The organism is Stenotrophomonas sp. YJH_SMC_8 (assembly GCF_059371315.1).
In genome coordinates this window covers 43,883-63,503 of the sequence record NZ_JCAFUL010000006.1, presented here as the reverse complement: position 1 = coordinate 63,503, position 19,621 = coordinate 43,883, and the positions used below count along the sequence as shown (strand labels likewise).

Here is a 19,621-nt window from a genome sequence, read left to right as displayed (position 1 = left end):
GCGTGCGTCCTTGCGCGTGGCCGAACTCTGCCCGATCTCTTGCCGGATGCCAATGCCCTGGCTGAATGGATCGCGGGTGAGGGCGCCCGCATCAAGCCCTGCTCAATCGGCCGGGCTGCGGGAATCGCGGACCGAGTAGATCACCGAGAAGATCTTCCAGCCCTGTTCGGTGCGGATCAGCTGCCACATTTCCTTGCCCCAGTTGGTCTTCACCCCATCGTCGTGGAAGCTGTAGTCGAACGACACCGAGGCCACGTCGCCGTCTGTCTCGATCTTCGTGTTGGAGAACTTCTCCTCCTTCGGCTTCGGCGAGGCCACCGCTCCATCGATCAGCGCGATGAAGTTGTTGGCGGGAATCTGCCGCGCCTTGATCGCATCGGGCTTGGCCTTGCGGATGTCCTGCAGGCGCGCGTCCTCGGAAACATGCTGCCAGCCGATGTCTTCCGGCTTGTCCGAAAAGAACAGGTCCATGTAGGTCGGCTTGTCCTTGTTGATCAGCGAAGTACGGAACGATTCAACCACCTGTTCGATGGCCTTGACGTCGGCGGGGGCGTTCTGCGCGGCGTAGGCCGGCAGGAACGCCGCGAGAGAGAGGGCGAGGGCGGCGAAGCGTGCACGTGCGTTGGGCATCATGGGTTCCTGAGAAGAGGGGCGGCGGTGCGGGCGCATCACCGCGCGTAGGTTCGCCAGAAGAGCACGCGGTCTTCGGTCCTGTTGATGGCGACGAAGACTGATTTTCCGGATTCGGGCGCGCAGCGAAAGACGCGGTACGACGACTTGAGCGTCCCGTCGCCCGGCCACCAGTATCGATCGAACGCAACAGGATCGCTGTTACTGAATGTCGTTGCCTGGCAATCCGCAGGCAGCTGCAGTAGTACCGCAGGGGGCTTGGTGAAGGCCAGCGCGCTGGTGTTCGAGTCGAGGTCATGTACCTCCCGCAGGTCGGTCGCCGCTTGCGGCACCCAGCCGGGAATCCATCCCTTGTTCACCATGTCGGAGTCAAGCGCCTCGCGCAGAGTGTCGAACGAACTGTCCATCACCAGGCCGCAGGCGCATAGCACCGTGCAGGCCGCCAATGGAAAGGCAGATCGCAACTTGATCCAGGTGGTGGGTGGAAACATGGTTCCTGCTACCCCGAGGAATGCCGTCCGACCTATCGGGTCAGTGCGTCGAACAGGCGATTGCGGTCCACATCGCTCATCGACCAGCTCTGCCCGAGCGGGGTCATGCGCACGGATTCGGTCTGGCCACAGGCCCGGTACTGCCAGGTTTCCGAGCCATCGGGCTGGGCGGCCACGTCGATGCCGTCCAGGCGCGCGCACTGCAGCCGGGCCAGCACCATCGGTGCAAAGTGCAGCATGTAGTGCTGCACCCGGTCGGCCGGCATTGCCGTGCCGGAAGGCAGCGGGTGGGCCGGGCCGTACTCGGCGAGGAGGCCAACGCAGGTCGCTGCGGCGGACAAGGTATTGCGACCGAAGGCGCGGGAGGCATCCCGCTCCACACTCTTTCCCAGAGTCTTGCCTTCCTTGCTGCTGGCATAGGCCTCGGCGGCCTGCAGTTGCGCGGCGTCGAGTGTCGACAGCCAGTGCTTGCGGCCCTCCTGCAACTGCAGTTCCAGGCCGGGCAGGTTCTTCTGGCAGCGCGCGGCGATCGCCTGTGTCTGCACGAAATCCTGCCCACGATCACCCGGTGGTGCGGCCGCTGTTGCGGCCGCTGGGGCAACAGCCAGGGCCATGCAGGCGATCACCAGATTCCGTCCCATTCCATTGCGCATCCTGCACCCCATGGAGAGTTTGACGGCGCACGCTAGCACGGATGCCGGGCGCTGCAACAGGCCCGCGTGTCGAGGTTTGACGTCGAAGAGAGTCTGCGCGGATGATGCGCGGGCGCGCGGCGCAGGAGGGGATCTGTCAATGAGGACACTGATGTGGGGGCTGGTCGGCCTGTTCGTGGCGTACGTGGCCGGTTGCTCGGCGATCTCAGCGTGGCATTCCCACGCGCTTGCCTCGGTCCCGGTCGGGGCGAGCAGGGCCGAGGTACTGCGGGCGCTGGGGCAACCTGACGTGGTGGAGCATGCCGGTGCTGCCTTTACCCGCTATGCCAGCCGTGGATGCGGTGGTCGCTGTGCGCAGCGATGGTGGTATGAGAACCGGCTGGGACTGGATACCGAAGCCTGGTCGGTGGAACTGGATGCTTCCGATCGCGTGATCGCAACGTCGCGCCTGACATTACCGTAGAGGACCGCAGCAAGCGCATGCGTATCCATCGACCTTTCATCTTCATCGCAAGCCTGGCCCTGATGGCGTTGTGCGGGCTGATGGGCGTACTGGTGCTCATTTATGGCTTCAACGAGCACGGTCTGCGCTGCGGCAGGCTGTGCTCACTGGAGATCTCCATCCGCCTGCTCTTCGGTGATCGGGGATTCGAAATACTGGTGGCGATGGGGCTCGTTGCCGCGGCACTGATGTTCGGGCATATCGCACTGCGGGAGGGCATGCATGCCGGGCGGCAGCGGAGGTAGGCGGGGCGCGGTGGGCGCAAAGACCGCCGACCGGAGCGACCCCGGTCGTAAGGTGTCTGCACCGGGGTAAATCGCTCCATGTGGGACGCTGCAGGTCGCTTCAGCGATGCAGCGCGTCGATGATCAGCCCGGTGGCGATCTCCACCAACAGGTACTCGTTGTCGGACTGGCGCACCCAACGCCGGTCGCGGCCCGGCTCGCGCAGGTCATAGCGCGCGTAATCGTTCACCCAGTAACGGCGGTCCACTTCAGCCCACGGCAGGCGATCGCCACGACGCCAGGCCTTCTTCTGCCAGCCCGGCGGCGGTGCATCACGGTTGTGCGGGCCACCGGCGTGCGGCGGTGGGCCATTGCCACGGGCGTGGTGTGGTGGATCGGCGAAGGCGGGTGCCGCCGCCAGGGCATTGGCGGTGGTCAACGCGATGGCAAGCAGACGCATGGTTGTCATGGAAAGCCCTCCGTCATCGCCGCAGCATGCGGCGCTGTGGCGTGAATATAGGGTAGTCCGAGTGAATGAATACGGGTGTGGGCGGCACGTACCTGAACAGACCGCGCGGCATGCAGTCGCTGCCCCGAACGGGTCACCGGGCCCGGCCCGCGGCCGAATCCGTTGTGGCCCAGCCTCCGCCCAACGACAGGAAAAGATCCATCTGCCGGTCAATGCGCTCCGCGCGGGATGCGGCCAATGCGGACTCCGCATCTGCCAGCGCGGCCTGGGCCGAAAGCACGTCGAGAAAATCGATCCTGCCGAAGCGGTAGAGCTGCTGTGCCTGCCCGGCGGCGCGCGCCGCGTCCCCACGCGCCTGCGCCAGGCTGCGCTCGCGTTCAAGCTCCTGCGTGCAGGCAGAAAGCGCGGTCTCGGTCTGGCGCAGTGCGTGCAGCACGATGCCGTCAAAGGAAGCAAGAGCGGCATCCACATTTGCGCCGGCCGCCGCGATGCGGGCCTTGGCCACGCGGCGGTTGGGCCAGTGCCATGACAGCAGCGGCCCGACGCTCGCCCCGAAACTGTCGGCCGAAAGCAGCTGCCCTCGCGTGCCTGCTGTGCCCAGGGATGCGCCCAAGGTGACCCGCGGATAGAGGTCTGCGGTCTCCACGCCGATCATCGCCGTGGCCGCCGCAAGGCTACGCTCCGCGGCACGTATGTCGGGGCGCCGCTGGAGCAGCTGCCAGCCGTCACCGACCGGCAGCGCCTGCTCCAGCTCAGGGGGCTGGGAGCAGGTTTCCGCCTCCCTGGGATAGTCTGCCGGGACCCTGCCCATCAGTGCGGCCAGCTCGAACAGGGTGGCCTGGCGATCCTCCGTCAGATGCGGTACCGCCGCCGCGCTCCGGTTGACTGCGGCTCCGGCGCGGCTGACATCGAAGTCCGTTCCGCGCCCGCCCGCAGCCAGGCGACGGGTTGCCTCCAGCGTGGCGCGCTGTATCGCCAGCACCTGCCGGGTTGCGGCGAGCGTGTGATTGCTGGCGCACACCTGGAGATAGGCACGGGTGACGGCAGCAGCGACGACCACGCGGACCTGGTCGCGTGCCGCAGCAATCGCCTCCGTGTCCGCGTTGGCGGCTTCGATGCCGCGGCGGATGCCACCTGCGAGATCCAGCGGATAGGAGAGGTGGAGGCCCAGCGCATAGGATTGCGGTGCGGCCGACGCCTGAGTGTAACCACCGGCATGGGTGAGCGTGCCCGATGCATCCACGTCGGCCTGCACGGCACCGCGCGCACGGTACTCCAGCACGGTTGCGCTGGCGCGCCGAAGGTTGGCATCGGCGGCGCGCAGGTCGGTATTGGCCGCCAGTGCTTCGCGTACGTAGGCGTCAAGCCGGGGGTCGCCATACAGGTGCCACCATCGATCCGGTGGCGCGTCGTGGCTGAACGATGCGTCCTGGCCCGAGACGAACGCCCGCGCCGCCCGTGGGGAGGCTGCGACAGCGCTCGCCGGCAGGTGATAGTCGGGGCCGGACACGCAGGCCGTCATCGGCAGCAGCAGGGCAAGCAGCCCGCCACGTACTGTCCGCACGCTCACTTGCAGGCTCCCTGCGCCGAGGGGGTGATGGTCACACTCGCAGTGCGACCTACGATCAGCCGGGTATCCGGCGGCGCATCATCGATACGGATGCGTACCGGGATGCGCTGTGCCAGCCTCACCCAGGTATAGGTCGGCGCCACGGCGGGCAGCAGGTTGTGCGTGCTTGAGCGCTGATCGTCGGCAATGCCGGCGGCGATGCTGTCAACGTGTCCGCGGACATCGCGGGTGTCGCCCATCAGCCGCGCCACCGCGGCATCGCCCTCGGTGATGCAGGCCAGTTTGGTTTCCTCGAAGTAGCCCTCGATACGCAGGCTGCGGGTGTCGATCAGCGCCAGCGCCTGCGCACCGGGTTGCAGGTAGTCGCCCGCATGCAGGTCCAGGTTGGTGACGATGCCATCGGTGGTTGCGCGCACTTCGGTGCGTTGGACATTGAGCTGGGCAACGCGCTGTTCGGCCCGTGCCTGCGCCAGGGCAGCCAGCTCGGTATCGACCTTGGCGGCATTGCGTTCGCGCGTTTCCGAGGCGACCAGGTTGCCCAGTGCGTTGTCCCGTGTCGATTCGCGGCGGGCCAGCGCCAGCGTGGCGCGAGCGCTGCTGACCGCTGCGTCGGCCTTCTCAAGCGCGGCAGCGAAGCGCGGTTGATCGAGCACCAGCAGCAGTTGTCCGGCGCTGACCCGCTGGTTGTCGTGCACCAGCACCTGGGTCACCAGTCCCCCCATGTCCGACGCAACGCGCACCACATCGGCGCGCACCCGCCCGTCCCGCGTCCAAGGGCGCATTTCGTAACGATTCCAGAGGGAGAGCGCGGCAGTCGCGGCAAGCGCACACACGGCCAGTGTTGCGCTCCAGCGGCCGATGACAGCAAGCAGGTGTTTCATTTCATTTCTCGAGCAGGGGCGAGAGCCGGACCATCAGCTCCGCCAGGATCACGAACAGGGACAGGCCCACCAGGGGCCGCGCGGCGAACAACCGGTACAGACCGAGGCTGGCGAGCAGGCGTGAAGTCAGTATCGACAGCGCCAAGGCGGCAGCGGCCACGGCGAGCAGGCCGGGAATGAGCACGCCATCAATGGAAAGATCAGAAGGCATGAGGTCAGTGCCGATGGGTAAGCGGGGAAACGAGCAGATCGCGGCGCAATCCACAGAGCAGGTGCGACAGATGCTCCTGCTCAGCCCCGCTGCTGGCCACCGCTGTCTCGCGCATGCGGTCCAGCAGTTCCAGAAGATGGGTGTCGACACTGCGTGCCGCGTGGGCGCGGATCCTGAAATGTGCGGCGACGCGTTCGATCAGCGCCGCATGAAGCGGCCGTACGTATGGGTTGTCCAGATACTCTTCCAGATCGCGGAGCTGGTTGGATGCATGTGCCGCACGAACGTCCGCAAACAATGCCCGCAGGTCGTGTGTTGCGCTGGCACGGCCCTGCAACCTGGGAGCGAGCAGCCCGATGCGATCCAGCATGCGGCTGAGCCAGGCTCGGGTCACATCACCTCGTCCGGCGGCGTGTCGTGCGATGTCCCGGCGGATCGAACGCTCCAGCCGTGCGCGGTTGCGGCCTGCATCGGCGGTCTGGAACAGCTGCATGCTGCACAGTGCCACCGTCGTACCCACGAACAACGCAACGCTGTTGTTGAGTGCGCCGACGATGTTGACCGTGCTGGTCGCACCGAGGCCCGCGATGAGCGGGAAGGTCAGTACCACGCCCAGGGCGGCCATGATGAAGGGCGGCCGGGCAAGGAACGATCCGCACAGCAGCAGCACCGGCGCGAGCGCGGCCAGCAGGCCGACGAAATCGGACAGCGCGGGGAAGATCAGCAGACCGTAGAGCAGGCCGACGGCCACGCCGATGCACGATCCCACCAGGTAGCGCATGACATGCGGTGCCGGCGCTTCGATCGTGCCGAACAGCACGCACGCCGTGCCGATGATGGACGCCGCCGTGGCGCCGTCCGACCAGCCGGTAGCGATCCATAGAACGCAGCTCAGCAGGATGCCGACGAACGCGCCCAGCGCGCTACGCAGGGCAAGCCGATGATCCCGGTGAAGTACCGCACCCTGCGCATGTCGCACAAGGCGAGCAGGTACATGCCGGCGCCAGTCGGAGCGGGCAGTGCGCAGTTGTGCCTGCAGCACGCGGCAGTCGGCGTGGGCGAGGTCGAGCTCGGCCTGTTGTGCGGCGAGGCTGGCCTGCAGCAGATCGCGCCAGCCCGTTGCATCCATCGCGCCGGCCTGTGGTGAACGCAGCCGGTCGATGGAATCTTCCACCGCGCTGGACAGCATCAGGACGTCCAGCATCCGGTCGTGCAGGGCGCGCAGGATCTGCACCTGCACCACGCCGTGGGCGCTGTCGTAGGGCAGGTGGATCGACAGCACGTGCAGCTCGAGCAGGTCGGCGGCTACTTTCGAGCGGTCCGTCGCCAGTACCGTGTCCGATGCACCGGCCCGCATGTCGCGTGTCCATCGTTCCGCATCATCCAGCACAGCGGCAACCCGCGCGTGCACGCGCATCGAGACCCGGCGCGGCAGCACCAGCCCATGTACCAGCGTAGCCGCCAGGATGCCGATGGAGATTTCCTGCACCCGCGTGATGGCGATGGTGAACACGTCTCCCGGCACCATCACCGCAGGAAACCCAATCAGGCTGGTGGTATAGCCGGCCAGCAGGAACGCATACGCACGCGGCGTGCGGTCGAGCATCGCCAGGTACAGGCACAGCGCCATCCACGCCGCGAGCGCGGCGCTCAGCACCAGGGGGGCATTGGCAAATCGTGGCACCAGTGCGACGGTGGCGAAGGCCCCGCCCACGGTGCCGAGCAGACGGAACAGGCCGCGGCTGAGTGTCGCCCCGGAAAGGGGCTGCGACACCAGATAGACCGTGCCGATCACCCAGAACGGGCGATTCAGGCCGACCCTTAGAGAGACATACAGCCCCAGCGACGCGGCGAGCAGGCATTTGAGCGAGAACAGCACCGCCTCCTGATCGGTCCTGAGGGCAGGGCTTTTCAACCGGACGAATGCCTGGAACACGTGGGGACGGGCAGGAGTGGGGGAGTGCATGCGGCTCATGCTAGTGATCGGCCGCACTGGCGAATTTCGCTACAATGACAACCAATCGCTAAAACCGGTCAATGTGAGAATGGCTCGCATTTCGCTCCCCGGCTTTGACCTGGACCCGGACGAGACCGATCGCCCGGCGGTTGCCAGCCGCCTGCAGGTGGCCGAGCACGACGCAGAAATTCCCGTACATGAGCACCGCAAGGGCCAGCTCATTCTCGCGCTGCATGGGGCGGTGACCTGCGAAGTGGCCAATGCGTTGTGGATTGTGCCGCCCCAGTGCGGCGTCTGGATTCCGGGCGGCATGCCGCACAGCAACCGCGCCACCGCGAACGCCCGCCTGTGCTATCTGTTCGTCGAACCCGGCATCGTCGATCTGCCCATGCAGTGCGTGACGCTGGCGATCTCCCCGATGCTGCGCGAGATGATCCTGCACCTGGCCGACGCGCCGCTGGACTACCCGCATGGCAGCCACACCGACCGGCTGGCGCGGGTGTTGCTGGACGAGCTGGTGCAGATGCCTGCCGAGCACCTGTCGTTGCCGGTCAGCCATCACCCGAAGGTGCGTGCATTGGCTGCGGCATTGTCGGCTGATCCGGCAGACCGCAGCACCATCAGCCAGTGGGCCGTGCGCCTGGCCCTGGGCGAGCGCACGCTGACCCGGTTGATTGAGCGAGAAACGGGCTTGTCCTTCGGACGCTGGCGGCAGCAGCTGCACCTGCTCATCGCCATTCGTGAACTCGCCGCGGGCGCACCGGTACAACGCGTTTCCGAGACGCTGGGCTATGAGTCGGTGACGGCCTTCATCACGATGTTCAAGAAGGCGCTTGGCCTTTCCCCGGCGCGGTACTTTGCCGTGCGGCTGCGCGGGCAGTAGCGGGGAACAACGGGGGAAGTCGTTGCCCGGAACGGCTACTTCAAGGTGCCGGAGACTGATTGAATCGCGGCCACCACCGCAGCAGGATCCTCGCGCTGGAGGGTGTGCCCGGTCGCCAGGTAGCGGTGCGAGCCGCGCGTGAACCCCGAGAAGAGCAGGGCGTGCTGTGCTTTCCAGAGCGCCTTGCCCGCTGCGGTTTCTTCGAAGAACAACGGTTCGGCAGCCAGCTGGGTTGCAGTCAGCAGCACCACCGGCACGTCCGGCATCGTGCGCGGGGTTTCAGCACCGGGTGCATCCAGTTGTTCGGTCAGCACGGCGTAATCGGCGGCCATGGCTGGCGGCAGCATCGCCCGCAGCTGGGCATCATCTGCCTGCACGCGGGCACTGTCGGCCTGCTTGAACGCATGGCGCTGACCCATCGTGGCCGGGTCCACCAGCACCAGGCCCTGCAGGCGCTCCGGATGGCGGCGTGCAAACTCCGTGGCCAGCAGGCCGCCATAGGAGTGACCCACCAGCACAACGCGGCGACCGGGAGCGAGCGTATCGATCACGGCCGTGAGGTCGGCCAGATGCGCATCGATGCGCTTGGGGTGACCGTCGCTGCCGGACTTGCCGAGTCCCGCACGGGCGTAGGTGATGCTGTGGTAGTCGCGCCCCAGACCGGCAACCACCTCCTTCCAGGCCCCCGCGCCCTGCCCGAAACCGGATTCAAAGACCACGGTGATCGGGCCTGCCCCGGTCTCTTCGGCCTGCAGTGTGTAAGCGCCCCGATCCAGCTGGATTTCCCCGGCGTGGGCGGTGCCTGCAGCGGCCATCATGGCGGCCAGCGCCCACAACATCACTCGGCTGCTCTTCATTGCCATTCCCCTGGGCCGTGACGCGTGCCAGCCCTTCCGATGGGTCAGGTCTGCAGCGGAGCGCCGCAGCCTGCCGACCTCGCGACAGGTCGTGCTGGTAATGTAGTGATGTATAACACCTAATCCCTGTGCAGGAAGTCATGGTGCATGAGGTCGCTGCGCCTGTGCTGCGGGTTGTTCCGCCCGCCTATCAACGCGGCTGACCTTGCCGGCATCTGGTGCGTCGGATCTGACGCTGCTTTTACCCTTTGTCGCCGGCGTTGCAGCATTTGGAGGAAGGGATGCCGGCAATCTATTAGGTTGCATTGGCTATCGTCTGCGCTATGGTTGGAATTCAAACTGTGTATTGAGCCCTATGAAGCTGACGCGCGGATGGTTTCTTGCACTATCTGTAATGTGGCTGGCCATTTTCGCTTTGATGCTGTGGCTGGGCCGAATCTGGGATGCGTGTGGTGCCTTCCTGGCTGCGACAGCCTTCGTTCTCGTTGCCTTTAGGAGAAAGCAGCATTTTGCAGATGGGTCCCCGGAGTAGCGGGCCTTCTCAACCCCCTCTTTGCAAGGGGGCTTGAGATCATGACGTCACAGGTAATCGCATCGCGCTGGCCACCTCGGCAGGTACCGCCAGCTACACCATCCGGCAACTGTTGACCGTGGTGAATGCGAACGTCAGTGCGTTCAACAGGACATTCCGTGCCCCGATTCCTCACCCCCGACGAGGTCTCCCTCATCCAGGGGAAGCTGCCTGAGAAGACCGAGCGGAGATGTACTTGGAGTCATGATTTTTGGCTCTGCGGCGGCGTTGGCCGCCACACTTTGCATATTGGGGCCTTGATGATGGTGAGGATCCTGACAGCACTACTTCTGATTGGAGTCGGACTTGGATTCTCTGGCGGCGCATGGGCTCTAGGAAAGCGGCCCTTCAAGATGATCCAGTTCTGCGTGCATGACCAAGACGGCTTGAAGCGGTTCAAGCAGACCCTCAGCTCTATCGCCAACGACGAAGGAATGCAGTTCTTTGATGGCAGCGCTGAATTGGATCGCCAGCTTGCCAGGGCAAAGGTGGACATGAAGCGCCCCGTCGTCTACGTCGGAGTGAAGCGGGAAGATGGCTCTGGACTGGAGGCGGGGAACCTCGGATTGGATCGCTTCGAGATAGCTATTGGCTTCTCTGAAGGGAAGATGCCCGCCGAGGCACGGTCATTTTCTTTCCGCGTCGAACGCGCTTTGGCAGAGCGCTGGAATGTACACGCGATTCCCCCGGACAAGGGCGCTGCGCCGACGGCGTGTCGGGCGGGAAGCGATCCTCGTTGAATGGCATTGCAGATGGCATTCACCCTTCTGGCTGCAATCGTCCCACCGCCTGGGCGCACAACGACTGGCAGGCCATGACCAATCCCTCCATCACCCGGTCGCCCACGTACTGCCCGGGGTCGCCGTTCTGCCGGGTGCGTTCCGCCGCCAAGAGCATTTCCAGCACCACCCGCAATCCACTCAACGCGCAATCGGCATCGGCCAGGGCCAGGCAGCGGCCGGGCAGCTGATGCCGCTCCGGCCAGGGTTGTCCGTCGGCCGCCGCACCGGAGCCGATGCGGTGGAGATTGGCAATGAAGGTGTTCCGGTCAACCGTAGTCGCAACCGGTGGCGAACCCTCGTCGCGGGCCGTGCTGCGGTAGGCGTGCAGATGGGGAAAGTCCGATTCGTTCATGGCAAGGCTCCGTGCAGGGCAATCGGCAGCCGCCACCCGAAAGGTGGCGGGCGGTACGTGGTTCGAATCCGGGTTGGCCTCAAGCCGGCGGGCGCGAACGCCCCCAACGCACCGCCCGCCATAGCCGGCAGACGGATTGCCAGCCGGCGCCACACATGGTGACGCCGGCTGGCAAGCGCACTTACTCAAAGCCAACTCGGGATTCGAAGCCCGGCCACCCTTTTCCGGTGGCACGCCATCTGAGCCCGTGGCGCTGTGCAATGCCAATCAGAAGAGTTGCAAACATCACTCGATTGGAGACGCTTTCGGCATTCTCCCACGCTGTTAAGCCCCGCCAGTGCTGGCTGGCGTAGTGATCCGCCCGCAGCGTGCAATCTGCGACAGGTGTCGAGGTTGTCACGGCGAACGGGACGGGCGGGGAGGGCCTATCACGACAGGCGGTGCCAATTCAGGCTGCGGGCTGTCCCGGGTTGACGCTTTCAACGCCCCAGCGCACTCTGCGGGTTGGGGTCGACAACCCGTTCAGGGGCAGGGCTGCAGGGTGGTACCAGGAGGTGGAACAGCCATGAGCCAACTCACCGACAACTTCGGACGCAGCTTTCCGTACCTGCGCTTGTCGCTTACCGAGGCCTGCAACTTCCGTTGCAGCTACTGCCTGCCCGACGGCTACCAGGCCGATGGTCGCCCGCGCTTCCTGCAGGTGGATGAGATCGGCCGCCTGGTGCGGGCCTTTGCCGCGCTGGGCATGAGCAAGATCCGCCTGACCGGTGGCGAGCCCAGCCTGCGCAAGGACCTGGACGAGATCATCGCCACTGTGGCGGCGGTGCCGGGCATCGCCAAAGTGGCCATCACCACCAATGGCACGCTGCTGCCGCGGCGCCTGCCGGGTTGGCACCGGGCCGGCCTGACCGCGCTGAACGTGAGCATGGACAGCCTGCAACGCGAGCGATTCCACACCATCACCGGCCACGACCGCCTGCCGGAGATCCAGCAGGGTCTGGCGCTGGCGCAGGCGCTGGGCCTGCCGGCGATCAAGCTCAACGCAGTGCTGCTGCGCGGCCTGAACGACGACGAGCTGCCGCAGTGGATGGAGTACCTGCGTGACCGGCCCTTCAGCGTGCGCTTCATTGAACTGATGCGTACGGGCGACAACGAAGCCTATTTCCAGCGCCACCACCTGCGTGCCGACGTGGTGATCGAGCAGCTGCTGGCTGCCGGGTGGCGCGAACGCCCGCGCGCGGCCGATGCCGGCCCAGCGCGCGAGTTCGGTCATCCGGACCATCGCGGCAGCATCGGCATCATCGCCCCGTATTCGCGTGACTTCTGCAAGGGCTGCAACCGTTTGCGGGTGACCGCCAAGGGTGACCTGCGGCTGTGCCTGTTCGGCGAGTTCGGCGTGCCGCTGCGCCCGCTGCTGCAGAGCGACGATGACCACGACGCGCTGCTGGCACGCATCACCACACAGCTTGGCCTGAAAGCGGCCGGGCATGGACTGCACCAGGGCCAGACCGGGCTGACCCCGCACCTGGCCTCCATCGGAGGATGAGCAACACGATGAGTGGGGAATTGAATGCGGCCTTCCATATGGCCGATGTCCGCGACAAGCGCATCACCCGCCGCCGTGCGGTGGCGGTGGGCGAGCTGCATGCCGGTCCAGTGGCCTATCCGCTGATCGTTGAGCGCCGCCTGCCCAAGGGCGATGCGCTGGTGATGGCCGAGATTGCCGGCCTGCAGGGCGCCAAGATGGCCTCGATGCTGATGCCGCTGTGCCACCCGCTACCGCTGGAACTGGTGCAGGTGTTCTGCGCGCCGGTGCCGGAGCGGCAGGCGATCCGCGTGTGGTGCGAGTGCGCCAGCGAGGCGCGCACCGGCGTGGAGATGGAGGCACTGGCCGGCGTCAACGCGGCGCTGCTGACCCTGTACGACCTGAGCAAGCCGGTGGAACCTGCGCTGCGCATCGAAGGCATCCGCCTGCTGTTCAAGGAAGGCGGCAAGCGCGGTGTCTGGCTGCACCCCGACGGCATGGACGATGCCGAGCGCGCGCGTTTCAAGCCGCGTGCACCGAAGGGCCTGCAGGGCGCGGCCTGCGCGGTGATCACGCTGAGTGATCGCGCCAGCGAAGGCACCTATGAGGATGTGTCCGGCCCAACCCTGGTGGCCGGCCTGAAAAAGCTGGGTGGCGAGGTGGTGGCCGCCGAGGTCTTGCCCGATGGCATCGAGCCATTGGCGGGCCGCCTGCAGGCCTTGGCCGCCGAGGGCGTGCGCCTGTGCCTGTGCACCGGCGGTACCGGGCTGGGCCCGCGTGACCTGACCCCGGAGGCGCTGCGTTCCTTGAACGCGCGGCCGGTGCATGGCCTGGCGCAGATGGTGCGGGCACTGAGTGCACAGCACACGCCGATGGCCTGGCTGAGCCGCGCCGAGGTGGTGCAGCTGGGCAACATGCTGGTGTTCGCATTGCCCGGCAGCCCGAAGGCGGCGGCGCAGTGCCTGGATATCCTGGCGCCGGTACTGGGCCACGCCCTGGCGATGGTCGATGGTGGTGGCCACTGATGATTGCCTACAGCGAAGCCTTGCAGCACCTGCTGGACGCGGCCACGCCGCTGCCGGCCGAGCGCGTGCCGCTGCATGAAGCCGGCGGCCGTACCCTGGCCAGTGACATCCACAGCGGGCAGTCGTTGCCGCCGTTCGACAATTCGGCGATGGACGGCTTCGCGCTGCGTGCCAACGGCGCGACGTTCGAGGCCGGTACCGAATTCGCGGTGCAGGGCTGGCAGGCAGCCGGCGATGCCGGCGCCGAAGGCGGCGAGGGTGCCTGGGAAATCATGACCGGTGCGCGCATGCCGTCCGGGCTGGACACAGTGGTACCGGTCGAGAACGTGGAGATCCTCGCCAGCGAGGAGGGGCGCCCGACCCGCATTGCCCTGAAGGCATTGGTGAAGCCGGGCCAGAACGTGCGCCTGCGCGGCGAGGATGTAAGCGACGGCGAGCGCGTGCTGCAGGCCGGGCAGGTGCTGGACATCAACGCGCGCACCCTGCTGCATGCGATCGGCGTGGGCGAGGTGGCGGTGGTGGCGCGGCCAAAGGCGGCGGTGATTGCTACCGGCAAGGAGCTGGTGACCGAGGCGGCGCAGACGCTGGCATCCGGGCAGATCCGAGACAGCAACCGGCCGTATCTGGTAGGCCGCCTGCAGGCCGCCGGTGCCGAAGTGGTCTGGCAGGGCACGGTGGGCGACGACGTGGCCGCGTTCAACGCGGTGCTGGATGAAGCGCTGGACGCGGGTGCGCAGCTGTTGATCAGCACCGGGGCGGTGTCGGCCGGCCGCTACGATTTCATTCCCGACGCGCTGCGCGGCCGCGGTGCGCGTATCGTGTTCCACAAGGTGGCGATCCGCCCGGGCAAGCCGCTGCTGTTTGCGGTGCTGCCCAATGGCGCGCTGTATTTCGGCCTGCCCGGCAACCCGGTGTCGGCTGCGGTGGGCCAGCGCTTCTTCGTCGAACCGGTGCTGCGCCGCCTGCTGGGGCTGGCACCGGAGCCGGTGCTGACGTTGCCCCTGCAGGCCGACGTGCGCACGCCGCCCGGCCTGCGCTTCCACGCGCGGGCGCGGGTGGAGGTGGACGCACAGGGGCGCCTGAGTGCGCGCGTGCTGGCCGGGCAGGAGTCGTTCCGTTTGATGTCCATGCTGCAGGCCAACGCCTGGGTGGTGCTGGAAGGCGAGGGAGGTCTGGCCAGTGCTGGCACCTACGTGCGCGTGCAGGGCTGGGGTCATCAGGACCCGGTGCAGCTGGCGAGCCAGGAGTCATGATGAGACAGGTAAATCTGCAGTTGTTCGGCGCGTTCTCCGATCTGGATGCCAGCCGCGAGATTGCCGTGGAGGTGGCCGGTGGCACCGTGGCCGACCTGCGCCAGGCGCTGCGCGAGCTGCTGCCGACGCGTTGGCCGGATTTCCGTGCGGGCCTGCTGGATTACTCGGCGTTCGCCGACCAGCAGCGCGTGCTGCGCGACCACGAGGCGTTGCCCGACGATGGCCGGGTGGCGATCCTGCCGCCGGTGAGCGGGGGCTGAGCGATGAGCGGGAAGATCATTGCGAAGGTGGTGGACCGCGCGCAGGCGGCGATCGATCCGGCCGAGGGCATCGCGGCGGTCTCCGATCCGGGCTTCGGCGGCATCGATGTGTTCATCGGCAAGGTGCGCGATGTGAACATCGGCCGCGCAGTGACCGGCATCACCTACGACCTGTTCGAGCCGCTGGTGCTGAACGAGTTCAAGCGCCTGGCCGCCGAGGTCGAGGCCACGTTCGGCCCGAGGCTGAAGCTGTATGTGGCCCACGCCAGGGGCCGGCTCGGTATTGGTGACGTGGCGGTGGTGGTCGCCGCCGGCAGCCCGCACCGTGACGAGGCCTTCCGCGCCTGCCGGCAGTTGATCGAGGTGGTGAAACACCAGTGCCCGATCTGGAAGCAGGAGCATTACGAGGACGGCGACAGCGAATGGAGCGAGGGTTGCAGCCTCTGCCATGCGGACGATGAGCCTGCGCATGGGCACAGCCACAGCCCGTGACGCCAGTAGATCCACGCCATGCGTGGATGGGGCTCTCCCGGCGCACCCGGCCGATGCAGCCACGCATGGCGTGGCTCTACCGTGAGCGGGACCATCAACGGCATCGTGCTGGCCGGTGGCCTGTCCAGCCGGATGGGGCGCGACAAGGCACTGCTGCCGTGGCAGGGCCGCACCCTGCTGGAGCACATGCGGGGCCTGTTGACGCAGGCCGGCGCGCGCGTGGTCTGGATCAGCGGCAACTATCCGGCCTTCGGCGGGATCCCTGATCGTGTGCCCCGATGCGGGCCACTGGGCGGGCTCTACAGCGTAGCGATGCAGATGCCTGATGGGCCGGCATGGGTGGTGCCGGTGGACACGCCGCTGTTGAGCGCCGCACTGCTGCAGCGACTGTGCCTGGCAGAAGACACCGCCTGCGCGGTGTTTGCCGACGAACCATTGCCGATGCGCTTGCAGATCGATGATCATTGCCGGCGCGTGCTGCAGGAGCTGATTGAAGATCCGACCGCGCGTCGTTCACTGCGCGTCCTGCAGCAACGCCTGGGCGTGACCCGGTTGCCACTGGCGCCAGGGGATCAGGCGTTGTTGCTCAACTGCAATACCCCGTCGGAATGGGAGTCCACCGCATCATGAAAGTCCAGCTGCAACAGCAATCGATGCGCCTGCGCGTGGATGAAGAGGAACTGGCGCGGCTGCTGGCCGGTGAGTCGTTGGAGAACTTGACACGCTTTGGCGGCGGCGGTGGCTGGGGTGTGGCACTGTCGCTGCATGCCGGCGATCAGGCGGTGCTGCTCGATGGCGGTACGTTCTGCCGGCTGGTGCTGCCACGCGAAGCAGTGGAGGCACTGGCAGCGCGCCTGCCGTGCCGTGAGGGTCTTGGCTTCGGCATCGCATTGGATGACGACAGCATGCTGCAACTCCAGTTCGACGTGGATGTGCGCGACAGCGTGCGGCAGCGTGGCCCGCAACGGCGTTCGGACCCTGCGTCGGAGTAGGTGCATTGCGCAGGGGCGGGCGGCACGCTGTCGTATGATGGGGGCCTTCGTTCCTGCGTCGCTGCAATGCCCCTGAACCCCTCTGCTCCTTCTCCGCCGCGACCGGTCACGCCCAATCCCGCGGCGGCCGATGACGGTGATGCGCTGCATTTCTGCAGCACCTGCGCGTTCTCTGATGCCTGCATCTCGCAGGGCTATGACAAGACCGCGCTGGGCGAGCTGCACGTGCTGGTTGACCACGTGGGTCCGTTCCAGGCCGGTGACTACCTGTTCCGCGCCGGCGATCCGTTCGACTCGATCGCCGCTGTGCGTGCCGGCATGGTCAAGACCTTCGTCGATGACAGCCAGGGCAACGAGCAGGTGCTGGGCTTCAGCCTGCCCGGTGAAGTGATCGGGCTCAATGCCATCCATGGCGCGCGCTTCCCCTGCAATGCCGTGGCGCTGGACACGGTCTATCTGTGTCGCATTTCCTTCCCGCGATTGAGCCTGCTGGCCACCCGCATGCCGGGATTGCAGGCGCGCCTGTTCAGCCTGCTCAGTGCGGAGATCGGCAAGGTCGCTACGCTGGCGGCCAACCATCGCACCGAAGAGCGCATGGCGGCGTTCCTGCTGGATCTTTCCGAGCGCTATGCACGACGCGGATTCTCGGCCACCCGGTTCAACCTGAGCATGGCCCGTACCGAGATCGCCAACTACCTGCGGATGGCGCCGGAGACGGTGAGCCGGGTATTGCGCCGGTTGAGCGACGAGGGTGTGATTGCGGTGAACCAACGTGAGATGCTGTTGCTGCAACCCGAGCGGCTGGCGGAACTGGCCGTGACCCGGGAATCCGGACTGGACTGATCAGACAACCAAGGGGCCGACCATGAAGCGAGCGGGGCTGTTGTTGCTGGGACTGCTGGCCACGATGCCGGCCTGGGCGGCCGAGCTGACGGTGTCGGCGGCGTCGAGCCTGACCGAGAGCTTCCGCGAACTGGGCACCGCCTACGAGAAGGCGCACCCGGGAACCAAGGTCGATTTCAATTTCGCCGCGTCCGGCGTGCTGCTGCAGCAGATCAGCCGCGGCGCACCGGTGGATGTGTTCGCGTCGGCCGACGAAACAACGATGGACCAGGCACAGCAGCAGGATCTGCTGGCGGCGGGCACCCGCGAGGTGTTCGCGGTGAACGCATTGTGGGTGGTGGTGCCGCCGCAGGCCAAGGCCGCGCCGCGTACCCTGAGGGATCTGGTTGGTGCCGGCGTGCAGCGCATCGCACTGGGCAACCCGGACAGCGTGCCGGTCGGCCGCTATGCCAAGGGCGCGCTGGAGGCGGCGGGCCTGTGGCCATCGGTGCAGGGCAAGGTCATCACCACGCAGAACGTGCGCCAGTCGCTGGACTACGTGGCGCGCGGTGAAGTGGATGCCGGCTTCGTCTATGCCACCGATGCGCAGGCGATGCCTGACCGGGTGCGTCGCGCCTTTGCGGTGCCGGTGGCCGGTCGCATCGCGTATCCGCTGGCAGTGATCAAGGCCAGTGCACAGCCGGCGGAGGCCAAGCGCTTCACCGCTTTCGTGCGCTCGGCACAGGGCCAGGCGATCCTGGCCAAGCACGGGTTCGGCAAGCCCTGAGGCATGGATCTGGACTGGAGCGCGCTGGGGTTGTCGCTGAAGGTGGCCGGTTGGGCCACGGCGATCAATCTGGTGCTGGGCGTGGCACTGGGCGGGCTGCTGGCGCGCCGGCGCTTTCCAGGCCGTGAGCTGCTGGATTCGCTGCTGACCCTGCCGATGGTGCTGCCACCGACGGTGCTGGGCTACTACCTGCTGGTACTGATCGGCCGCAATGGCCCGATCGGCGCGTGGCTGCAGTCGTGGTTCGGCATCAACCTGGTGTTCACCTGGCAGGCCGCGGTGATTGCTGCGGCGGTGGCTTCGCTGCCGCTGGTGTTCAAGCCTGCGCGCGCGGCGTTCGAGGAGGTGGATGGCCAGCTGGAACAGGCGGCGCGCACGCTGGGGGTTTCCGAGGCGGCGGTGTTCTTCCGCATCACACTGCCGCTGGCCTGGCGCGGCATCCTCGCTGGATTGCTGCTGGCCTTCGCACGTGCGATGGGGGAGTTCGGCGCCACCCTGATGGTGGCCGGCAGCATTCCGGGGCGCACGCAGACGCTGTCGATCGCCATCTACGAGGCGGTGCAGGCCGGGCAGGACGGCCGGGCCAATGCGCTGGTGATCCTGACATCGGTGGTGTGCATCGTGATCCTGCTGCTGGCCGCGCGGCTGGTGGGCGGACGCCGTAGGGAGCTGCGCGATGTGGCTTGATCTGCAGGTGCAGCGTCGCCTGCAGGCGGCCGGCCAGGATTTCGTGTTGGACGTATCGCTGCAGTGCACGCAGCGGCAAGTGGTGTTGTCCGGACCCTCCGGTTCCGGAAAGAGCCTGACCCTGAAAGCGGTGGCCGGGTTGCTGCGGCCATGTCAGGGCCATGTGCACCTGCAGGGACAGACCCTGTTCGATGCGGCTACCGGCGTGGACCTGCCGCCGCAGCGCCGCCGGATGGGCTATGTGTTCCAGGACTACGCGTTGTTCCCGCATCTGAGCGTCCGCCAGAACGTGGCGTTCGGTCTGGAGAAGGGCTGGTTGAATCCGCGGATCGGCCAGCGCTTCGATGCGGTGGAGCAGTGGTTGCACGCATTCCGCATCGATACGGTGGGTGATCTGCTGCCTTCGCAGGTATCCGGTGGCCAACGCCAGCGTACTGCCCTGGCGCGCGCCCTGGTGACGCAGCCGCAGGCGCTGCTGCTGGACGAGCCGTTCTCCGCGCTGGACCATGACCTGCGCCAGCACCTGCGGCAGGAGCTGGAGGCCGTGCTGGACAAGACCGGCATCCCGTTGTTGCTGATCAGCCACGACCCGCAGGACGTGGCGATGTTCGGCCAGCAGGTAGCGCGCGTAATGGACGGCCGGATCGTCGGCGATTGACCGATGGGGGCGGCGCCGGCCTTATCGTCGGCGATTGACCGGCGGGGTAGTGCCGGGCGCTGGCCGGCAACCAAGAAAATCCGGACA

The 19,621-nt window shown here is 66.7% G+C and carries 25 protein-coding genes; 15 read left to right on the top strand and 10 right to left on the bottom strand.

The features are described 5' to 3' along the window. Positions 1-102 precede the first annotated feature (102 nt). The 3 genes from AC5P88_RS09240 to AC5P88_RS09230 are packed head-to-tail and all read right to left on the bottom strand — an operon-like array spanning position 103 to position 1,735. Positions 103-633 (bottom strand): Cif family virulence factor, encoded by a 531-nt coding sequence (locus tag AC5P88_RS09240; protein ID WP_111203818.1) that lies wholly within the window; start codon positions 631-633, stop codon positions 103-105. 35 nt (positions 634-668) lie between these two features. Then, positions 669-1,121 carry a YbbD-related protein gene (locus AC5P88_RS09235; RefSeq protein ID WP_495224851.1) on the bottom strand — a complete coding sequence of 151 codons (453 nt, stop codon included), beginning with the start codon at positions 1,119-1,121 and terminating at the stop codon, positions 669-671. A gap of 32 nt (positions 1,122-1,153) precedes the next feature. Continuing rightward, the gene (locus AC5P88_RS09230; RefSeq protein WP_495224850.1) at positions 1,154-1,735 is read right to left on the bottom strand and encodes a hypothetical protein; all 582 of its coding nucleotides are present in this window, start codon (positions 1,733-1,735) and stop codon (positions 1,154-1,156) included. 178 nt (positions 1,736-1,913) lie between these two features. Here AC5P88_RS09230 and AC5P88_RS09225 point away from each other — a divergent pair, with 178 nt between their 5' ends. Beyond that, positions 1,914-2,237 carry a hypothetical protein gene (locus tag AC5P88_RS09225; protein ID WP_495224849.1) on the top strand — a complete coding sequence of 108 codons (324 nt, stop codon included), beginning with the start codon at positions 1,914-1,916 and terminating at the stop codon, positions 2,235-2,237. 17 nt (positions 2,238-2,254) lie between these two features. Then, positions 2,255-2,521 carry a hypothetical protein gene (locus AC5P88_RS09220; protein ID WP_111203814.1) on the top strand — a complete coding sequence of 89 codons (267 nt, stop codon included), beginning with the start codon at positions 2,255-2,257 and terminating at the stop codon, positions 2,519-2,521. Positions 2,522-2,621: 100 nt separating this feature from the next. Here the strand turns inward: AC5P88_RS09220 and AC5P88_RS09215 are convergent, their stop codons facing one another. From AC5P88_RS09215 to AC5P88_RS09195, 5 genes are all read right to left on the bottom strand, one after another. Further along, positions 2,622-2,969: an RcnB family protein gene (locus AC5P88_RS09215; RefSeq protein ID WP_495224848.1), complete on the bottom strand. Its 348-nt coding sequence runs from the start codon at positions 2,967-2,969 to the stop codon at positions 2,622-2,624. A 133-nt stretch (positions 2,970-3,102) separates the two neighbouring features. Continuing rightward, positions 3,103-4,539 (bottom strand): efflux transporter outer membrane subunit, encoded by a 1,437-nt coding sequence (locus AC5P88_RS09210; RefSeq protein ID WP_495224847.1) that lies wholly within the window; start codon positions 4,537-4,539, stop codon positions 3,103-3,105. Beyond that, on the bottom strand, positions 4,536-5,420 hold the full coding sequence (locus AC5P88_RS09205; RefSeq protein ID WP_495224846.1) for an HlyD family secretion protein: 885 nt from the start codon (positions 5,418-5,420) through the stop codon (positions 4,536-4,538). Before AC5P88_RS09205 ends, AC5P88_RS09210 begins: the two co-directional genes overlap by 4 nt. A gap of 1 nt (position 5,421) precedes the next feature. After that, positions 5,422-5,631, bottom strand: a complete 210-nt coding sequence (locus tag AC5P88_RS09200) for a DUF1656 domain-containing protein (protein WP_019659903.1) — start codon at positions 5,629-5,631, stop codon at positions 5,422-5,424. 4 nt (positions 5,632-5,635) lie between these two features. Beyond that, complete coding sequence (locus AC5P88_RS09195; protein ID WP_495224958.1) at positions 5,636-7,510, bottom strand: FUSC family protein; 1,875 nt, start codon at positions 7,508-7,510, stop codon at positions 5,636-5,638. A gap of 166 nt (positions 7,511-7,676) precedes the next feature. On the opposite strand from AC5P88_RS09195, the gene AC5P88_RS09190 reads away from it, so the two are divergent. Continuing rightward, positions 7,677-8,471: an AraC family transcriptional regulator gene (locus AC5P88_RS09190; protein ID WP_049426760.1), complete on the top strand. Its 795-nt coding sequence runs from the start codon at positions 7,677-7,679 to the stop codon at positions 8,469-8,471. 35 nt (positions 8,472-8,506) lie between these two features. On the opposite strand, the gene AC5P88_RS09185 is transcribed toward AC5P88_RS09190, so the two are convergent. Next, the gene (locus tag AC5P88_RS09185) at positions 8,507-9,328 is read right to left on the bottom strand and encodes an alpha/beta fold hydrolase (protein ID WP_495224845.1); all 822 of its coding nucleotides are present in this window, start codon (positions 9,326-9,328) and stop codon (positions 8,507-8,509) included. Between the two features lie 690 nt (positions 9,329-10,018). Here AC5P88_RS09185 and AC5P88_RS09180 point away from each other — a divergent pair. Beyond that, positions 10,019-10,639, top strand: coding sequence for a hypothetical protein (locus tag AC5P88_RS09180; RefSeq protein WP_286073705.1), 621 nt, complete (start codon positions 10,019-10,021; stop codon positions 10,637-10,639). A 19-nt stretch (positions 10,640-10,658) separates the two neighbouring features. Here the strand turns inward: AC5P88_RS09180 and AC5P88_RS09175 are convergent, their stop codons facing one another. Continuing rightward, positions 10,659-11,033: a hypothetical protein gene (locus tag AC5P88_RS09175; RefSeq protein ID WP_495224844.1), complete on the bottom strand. Its 375-nt coding sequence runs from the start codon at positions 11,031-11,033 to the stop codon at positions 10,659-10,661. A 565-nt stretch (positions 11,034-11,598) separates the two neighbouring features. On the opposite strand from AC5P88_RS09175, the gene moaA reads away from it, so the two are divergent. The 11 genes from moaA to AC5P88_RS09120 all read left to right on the top strand — a co-directional run bounded on the left by moaA (position 11,599) and on the right by AC5P88_RS09120 (position 19,534). Further along, entirely contained in the window at positions 11,599-12,579 is a 981-nt protein-coding gene (moaA, locus tag AC5P88_RS09170; RefSeq protein WP_495224843.1) for a GTP 3',8-cyclase MoaA, read from the top strand. 8 nt (positions 12,580-12,587) lie between these two features. Further along, on the top strand, positions 12,588-13,583 hold the full coding sequence (gene moaCB, locus AC5P88_RS09165) for a bifunctional molybdenum cofactor biosynthesis protein MoaC/MoaB (protein WP_495224842.1): 996 nt from the start codon (positions 12,588-12,590) through the stop codon (positions 13,581-13,583). Continuing rightward, positions 13,583-14,836, top strand: coding sequence for a molybdopterin molybdotransferase MoeA (locus AC5P88_RS09160; protein WP_495224841.1), 1,254 nt, complete (start codon positions 13,583-13,585; stop codon positions 14,834-14,836). Before moaCB ends, AC5P88_RS09160 begins: the two co-directional genes overlap by 1 nt. Further along, positions 14,836-15,096, top strand: a complete 261-nt coding sequence (locus AC5P88_RS09155; RefSeq protein ID WP_134972884.1) for a MoaD/ThiS family protein — start codon at positions 14,836-14,838, stop codon at positions 15,094-15,096. Before AC5P88_RS09160 ends, AC5P88_RS09155 begins: the two co-directional genes overlap by 1 nt. Positions 15,097-15,099: 3 nt before the next feature. Next, on the top strand, positions 15,100-15,588 hold the full coding sequence (locus AC5P88_RS09150) for a molybdenum cofactor biosynthesis protein MoaE (RefSeq protein WP_495224840.1): 489 nt from the start codon (positions 15,100-15,102) through the stop codon (positions 15,586-15,588). Positions 15,589-15,669: 81 nt separating this feature from the next. Further along, the gene (gene mobA / locus AC5P88_RS09145) at positions 15,670-16,218 is read left to right on the top strand and encodes a molybdenum cofactor guanylyltransferase (RefSeq protein ID WP_495224839.1); all 549 of its coding nucleotides are present in this window, start codon (positions 15,670-15,672) and stop codon (positions 16,216-16,218) included. Continuing rightward, entirely contained in the window at positions 16,215-16,580 is a 366-nt protein-coding gene (locus AC5P88_RS09140) for a hypothetical protein (protein WP_111203798.1), read from the top strand. Before mobA ends, AC5P88_RS09140 begins: the two co-directional genes overlap by 4 nt. 66 nt (positions 16,581-16,646) lie before the next feature. After that, the gene (locus tag AC5P88_RS09135) at positions 16,647-17,423 is read left to right on the top strand and encodes a helix-turn-helix domain-containing protein (RefSeq protein WP_495224838.1); all 777 of its coding nucleotides are present in this window, start codon (positions 16,647-16,649) and stop codon (positions 17,421-17,423) included. Positions 17,424-17,445: 22 nt separating this feature from the next. Then, the gene (gene modA, locus AC5P88_RS09130; RefSeq protein ID WP_495224837.1) at positions 17,446-18,189 is read left to right on the top strand and encodes a molybdate ABC transporter substrate-binding protein; all 744 of its coding nucleotides are present in this window, start codon (positions 17,446-17,448) and stop codon (positions 18,187-18,189) included. A 3-nt stretch (positions 18,190-18,192) separates the two neighbouring features. After that, positions 18,193-18,876 (top strand): molybdate ABC transporter permease subunit, encoded by a 684-nt coding sequence (gene modB / locus AC5P88_RS09125; protein WP_495224836.1) that lies wholly within the window; start codon positions 18,193-18,195, stop codon positions 18,874-18,876. Beyond that, entirely contained in the window at positions 18,866-19,534 is a 669-nt protein-coding gene (locus AC5P88_RS09120; protein WP_495224835.1) for a sulfate/molybdate ABC transporter ATP-binding protein, read from the top strand. Before modB ends, AC5P88_RS09120 begins: the two co-directional genes overlap by 11 nt. Positions 19,535-19,621 lie beyond the last annotated feature (87 nt).

Coding starts and splice junctions, on each gene's coding strand:
- moaA (WP_495224843.1), top strand. CDS start 11,599: ATGAGCCAACTCACCGACAACTTCGGACGCAGCTTTCCGTACCTGCGC.
- AC5P88_RS09160 (WP_495224841.1), top strand. CDS start 13,583: ATGATTGCCTACAGCGAAGCCTTGCAGCACCTGCTGGACGCGGCCACG.
- moaCB (WP_495224842.1), top strand. CDS start 12,588: ATGAGTGGGGAATTGAATGCGGCCTTCCATATGGCCGATGTCCGCGAC.
- AC5P88_RS09185 (WP_495224845.1), bottom strand. CDS start 9,328: ATGAAGAGCAGCCGAGTGATGTTGTGGGCGCTGGCCGCCATGATGGCC.
- AC5P88_RS09150 (WP_495224840.1), top strand. CDS start 15,100: ATGAGCGGGAAGATCATTGCGAAGGTGGTGGACCGCGCGCAGGCGGCG.
- AC5P88_RS09230 (WP_495224850.1), bottom strand. CDS start 1,735: ATGGCCCTGGCTGTTGCCCCAGCGGCCGCAACAGCGGCCGCACCACCG.
- AC5P88_RS09200 (WP_019659903.1), bottom strand. CDS start 5,631: ATGCCTTCTGATCTTTCCATTGATGGCGTGCTCATTCCCGGCCTGCTC.
- AC5P88_RS09190 (WP_049426760.1), top strand. CDS start 7,677: ATGGCTCGCATTTCGCTCCCCGGCTTTGACCTGGACCCGGACGAGACC.
- AC5P88_RS09205 (WP_495224846.1), bottom strand. CDS start 5,420: ATGAAACACCTGCTTGCTGTCATCGGCCGCTGGAGCGCAACACTGGCC.
- AC5P88_RS09135 (WP_495224838.1), top strand. CDS start 16,647: ATGCCCCTGAACCCCTCTGCTCCTTCTCCGCCGCGACCGGTCACGCCC.
- modB (WP_495224836.1), top strand. CDS start 18,193: ATGGATCTGGACTGGAGCGCGCTGGGGTTGTCGCTGAAGGTGGCCGGT.
- AC5P88_RS09240 (WP_111203818.1), bottom strand. CDS start 633: ATGATGCCCAACGCACGTGCACGCTTCGCCGCCCTCGCCCTCTCTCTC.
- AC5P88_RS09140 (WP_111203798.1), top strand. CDS start 16,215: ATGAAAGTCCAGCTGCAACAGCAATCGATGCGCCTGCGCGTGGATGAA.
- AC5P88_RS09215 (WP_495224848.1), bottom strand. CDS start 2,969: ATGACAACCATGCGTCTGCTTGCCATCGCGTTGACCACCGCCAATGCC.
- AC5P88_RS09120 (WP_495224835.1), top strand. CDS start 18,866: ATGTGGCTTGATCTGCAGGTGCAGCGTCGCCTGCAGGCGGCCGGCCAG.
- AC5P88_RS09225 (WP_495224849.1), top strand. CDS start 1,914: ATGAGGACACTGATGTGGGGGCTGGTCGGCCTGTTCGTGGCGTACGTG.
- modA (WP_495224837.1), top strand. CDS start 17,446: ATGAAGCGAGCGGGGCTGTTGTTGCTGGGACTGCTGGCCACGATGCCG.
- AC5P88_RS09235 (WP_495224851.1), bottom strand. CDS start 1,121: ATGTTTCCACCCACCACCTGGATCAAGTTGCGATCTGCCTTTCCATTG.
- AC5P88_RS09155 (WP_134972884.1), top strand. CDS start 14,836: ATGAGACAGGTAAATCTGCAGTTGTTCGGCGCGTTCTCCGATCTGGAT.
- AC5P88_RS09175 (WP_495224844.1), bottom strand. CDS start 11,033: ATGAACGAATCGGACTTTCCCCATCTGCACGCCTACCGCAGCACGGCC.
- AC5P88_RS09220 (WP_111203814.1), top strand. CDS start 2,255: ATGCGTATCCATCGACCTTTCATCTTCATCGCAAGCCTGGCCCTGATG.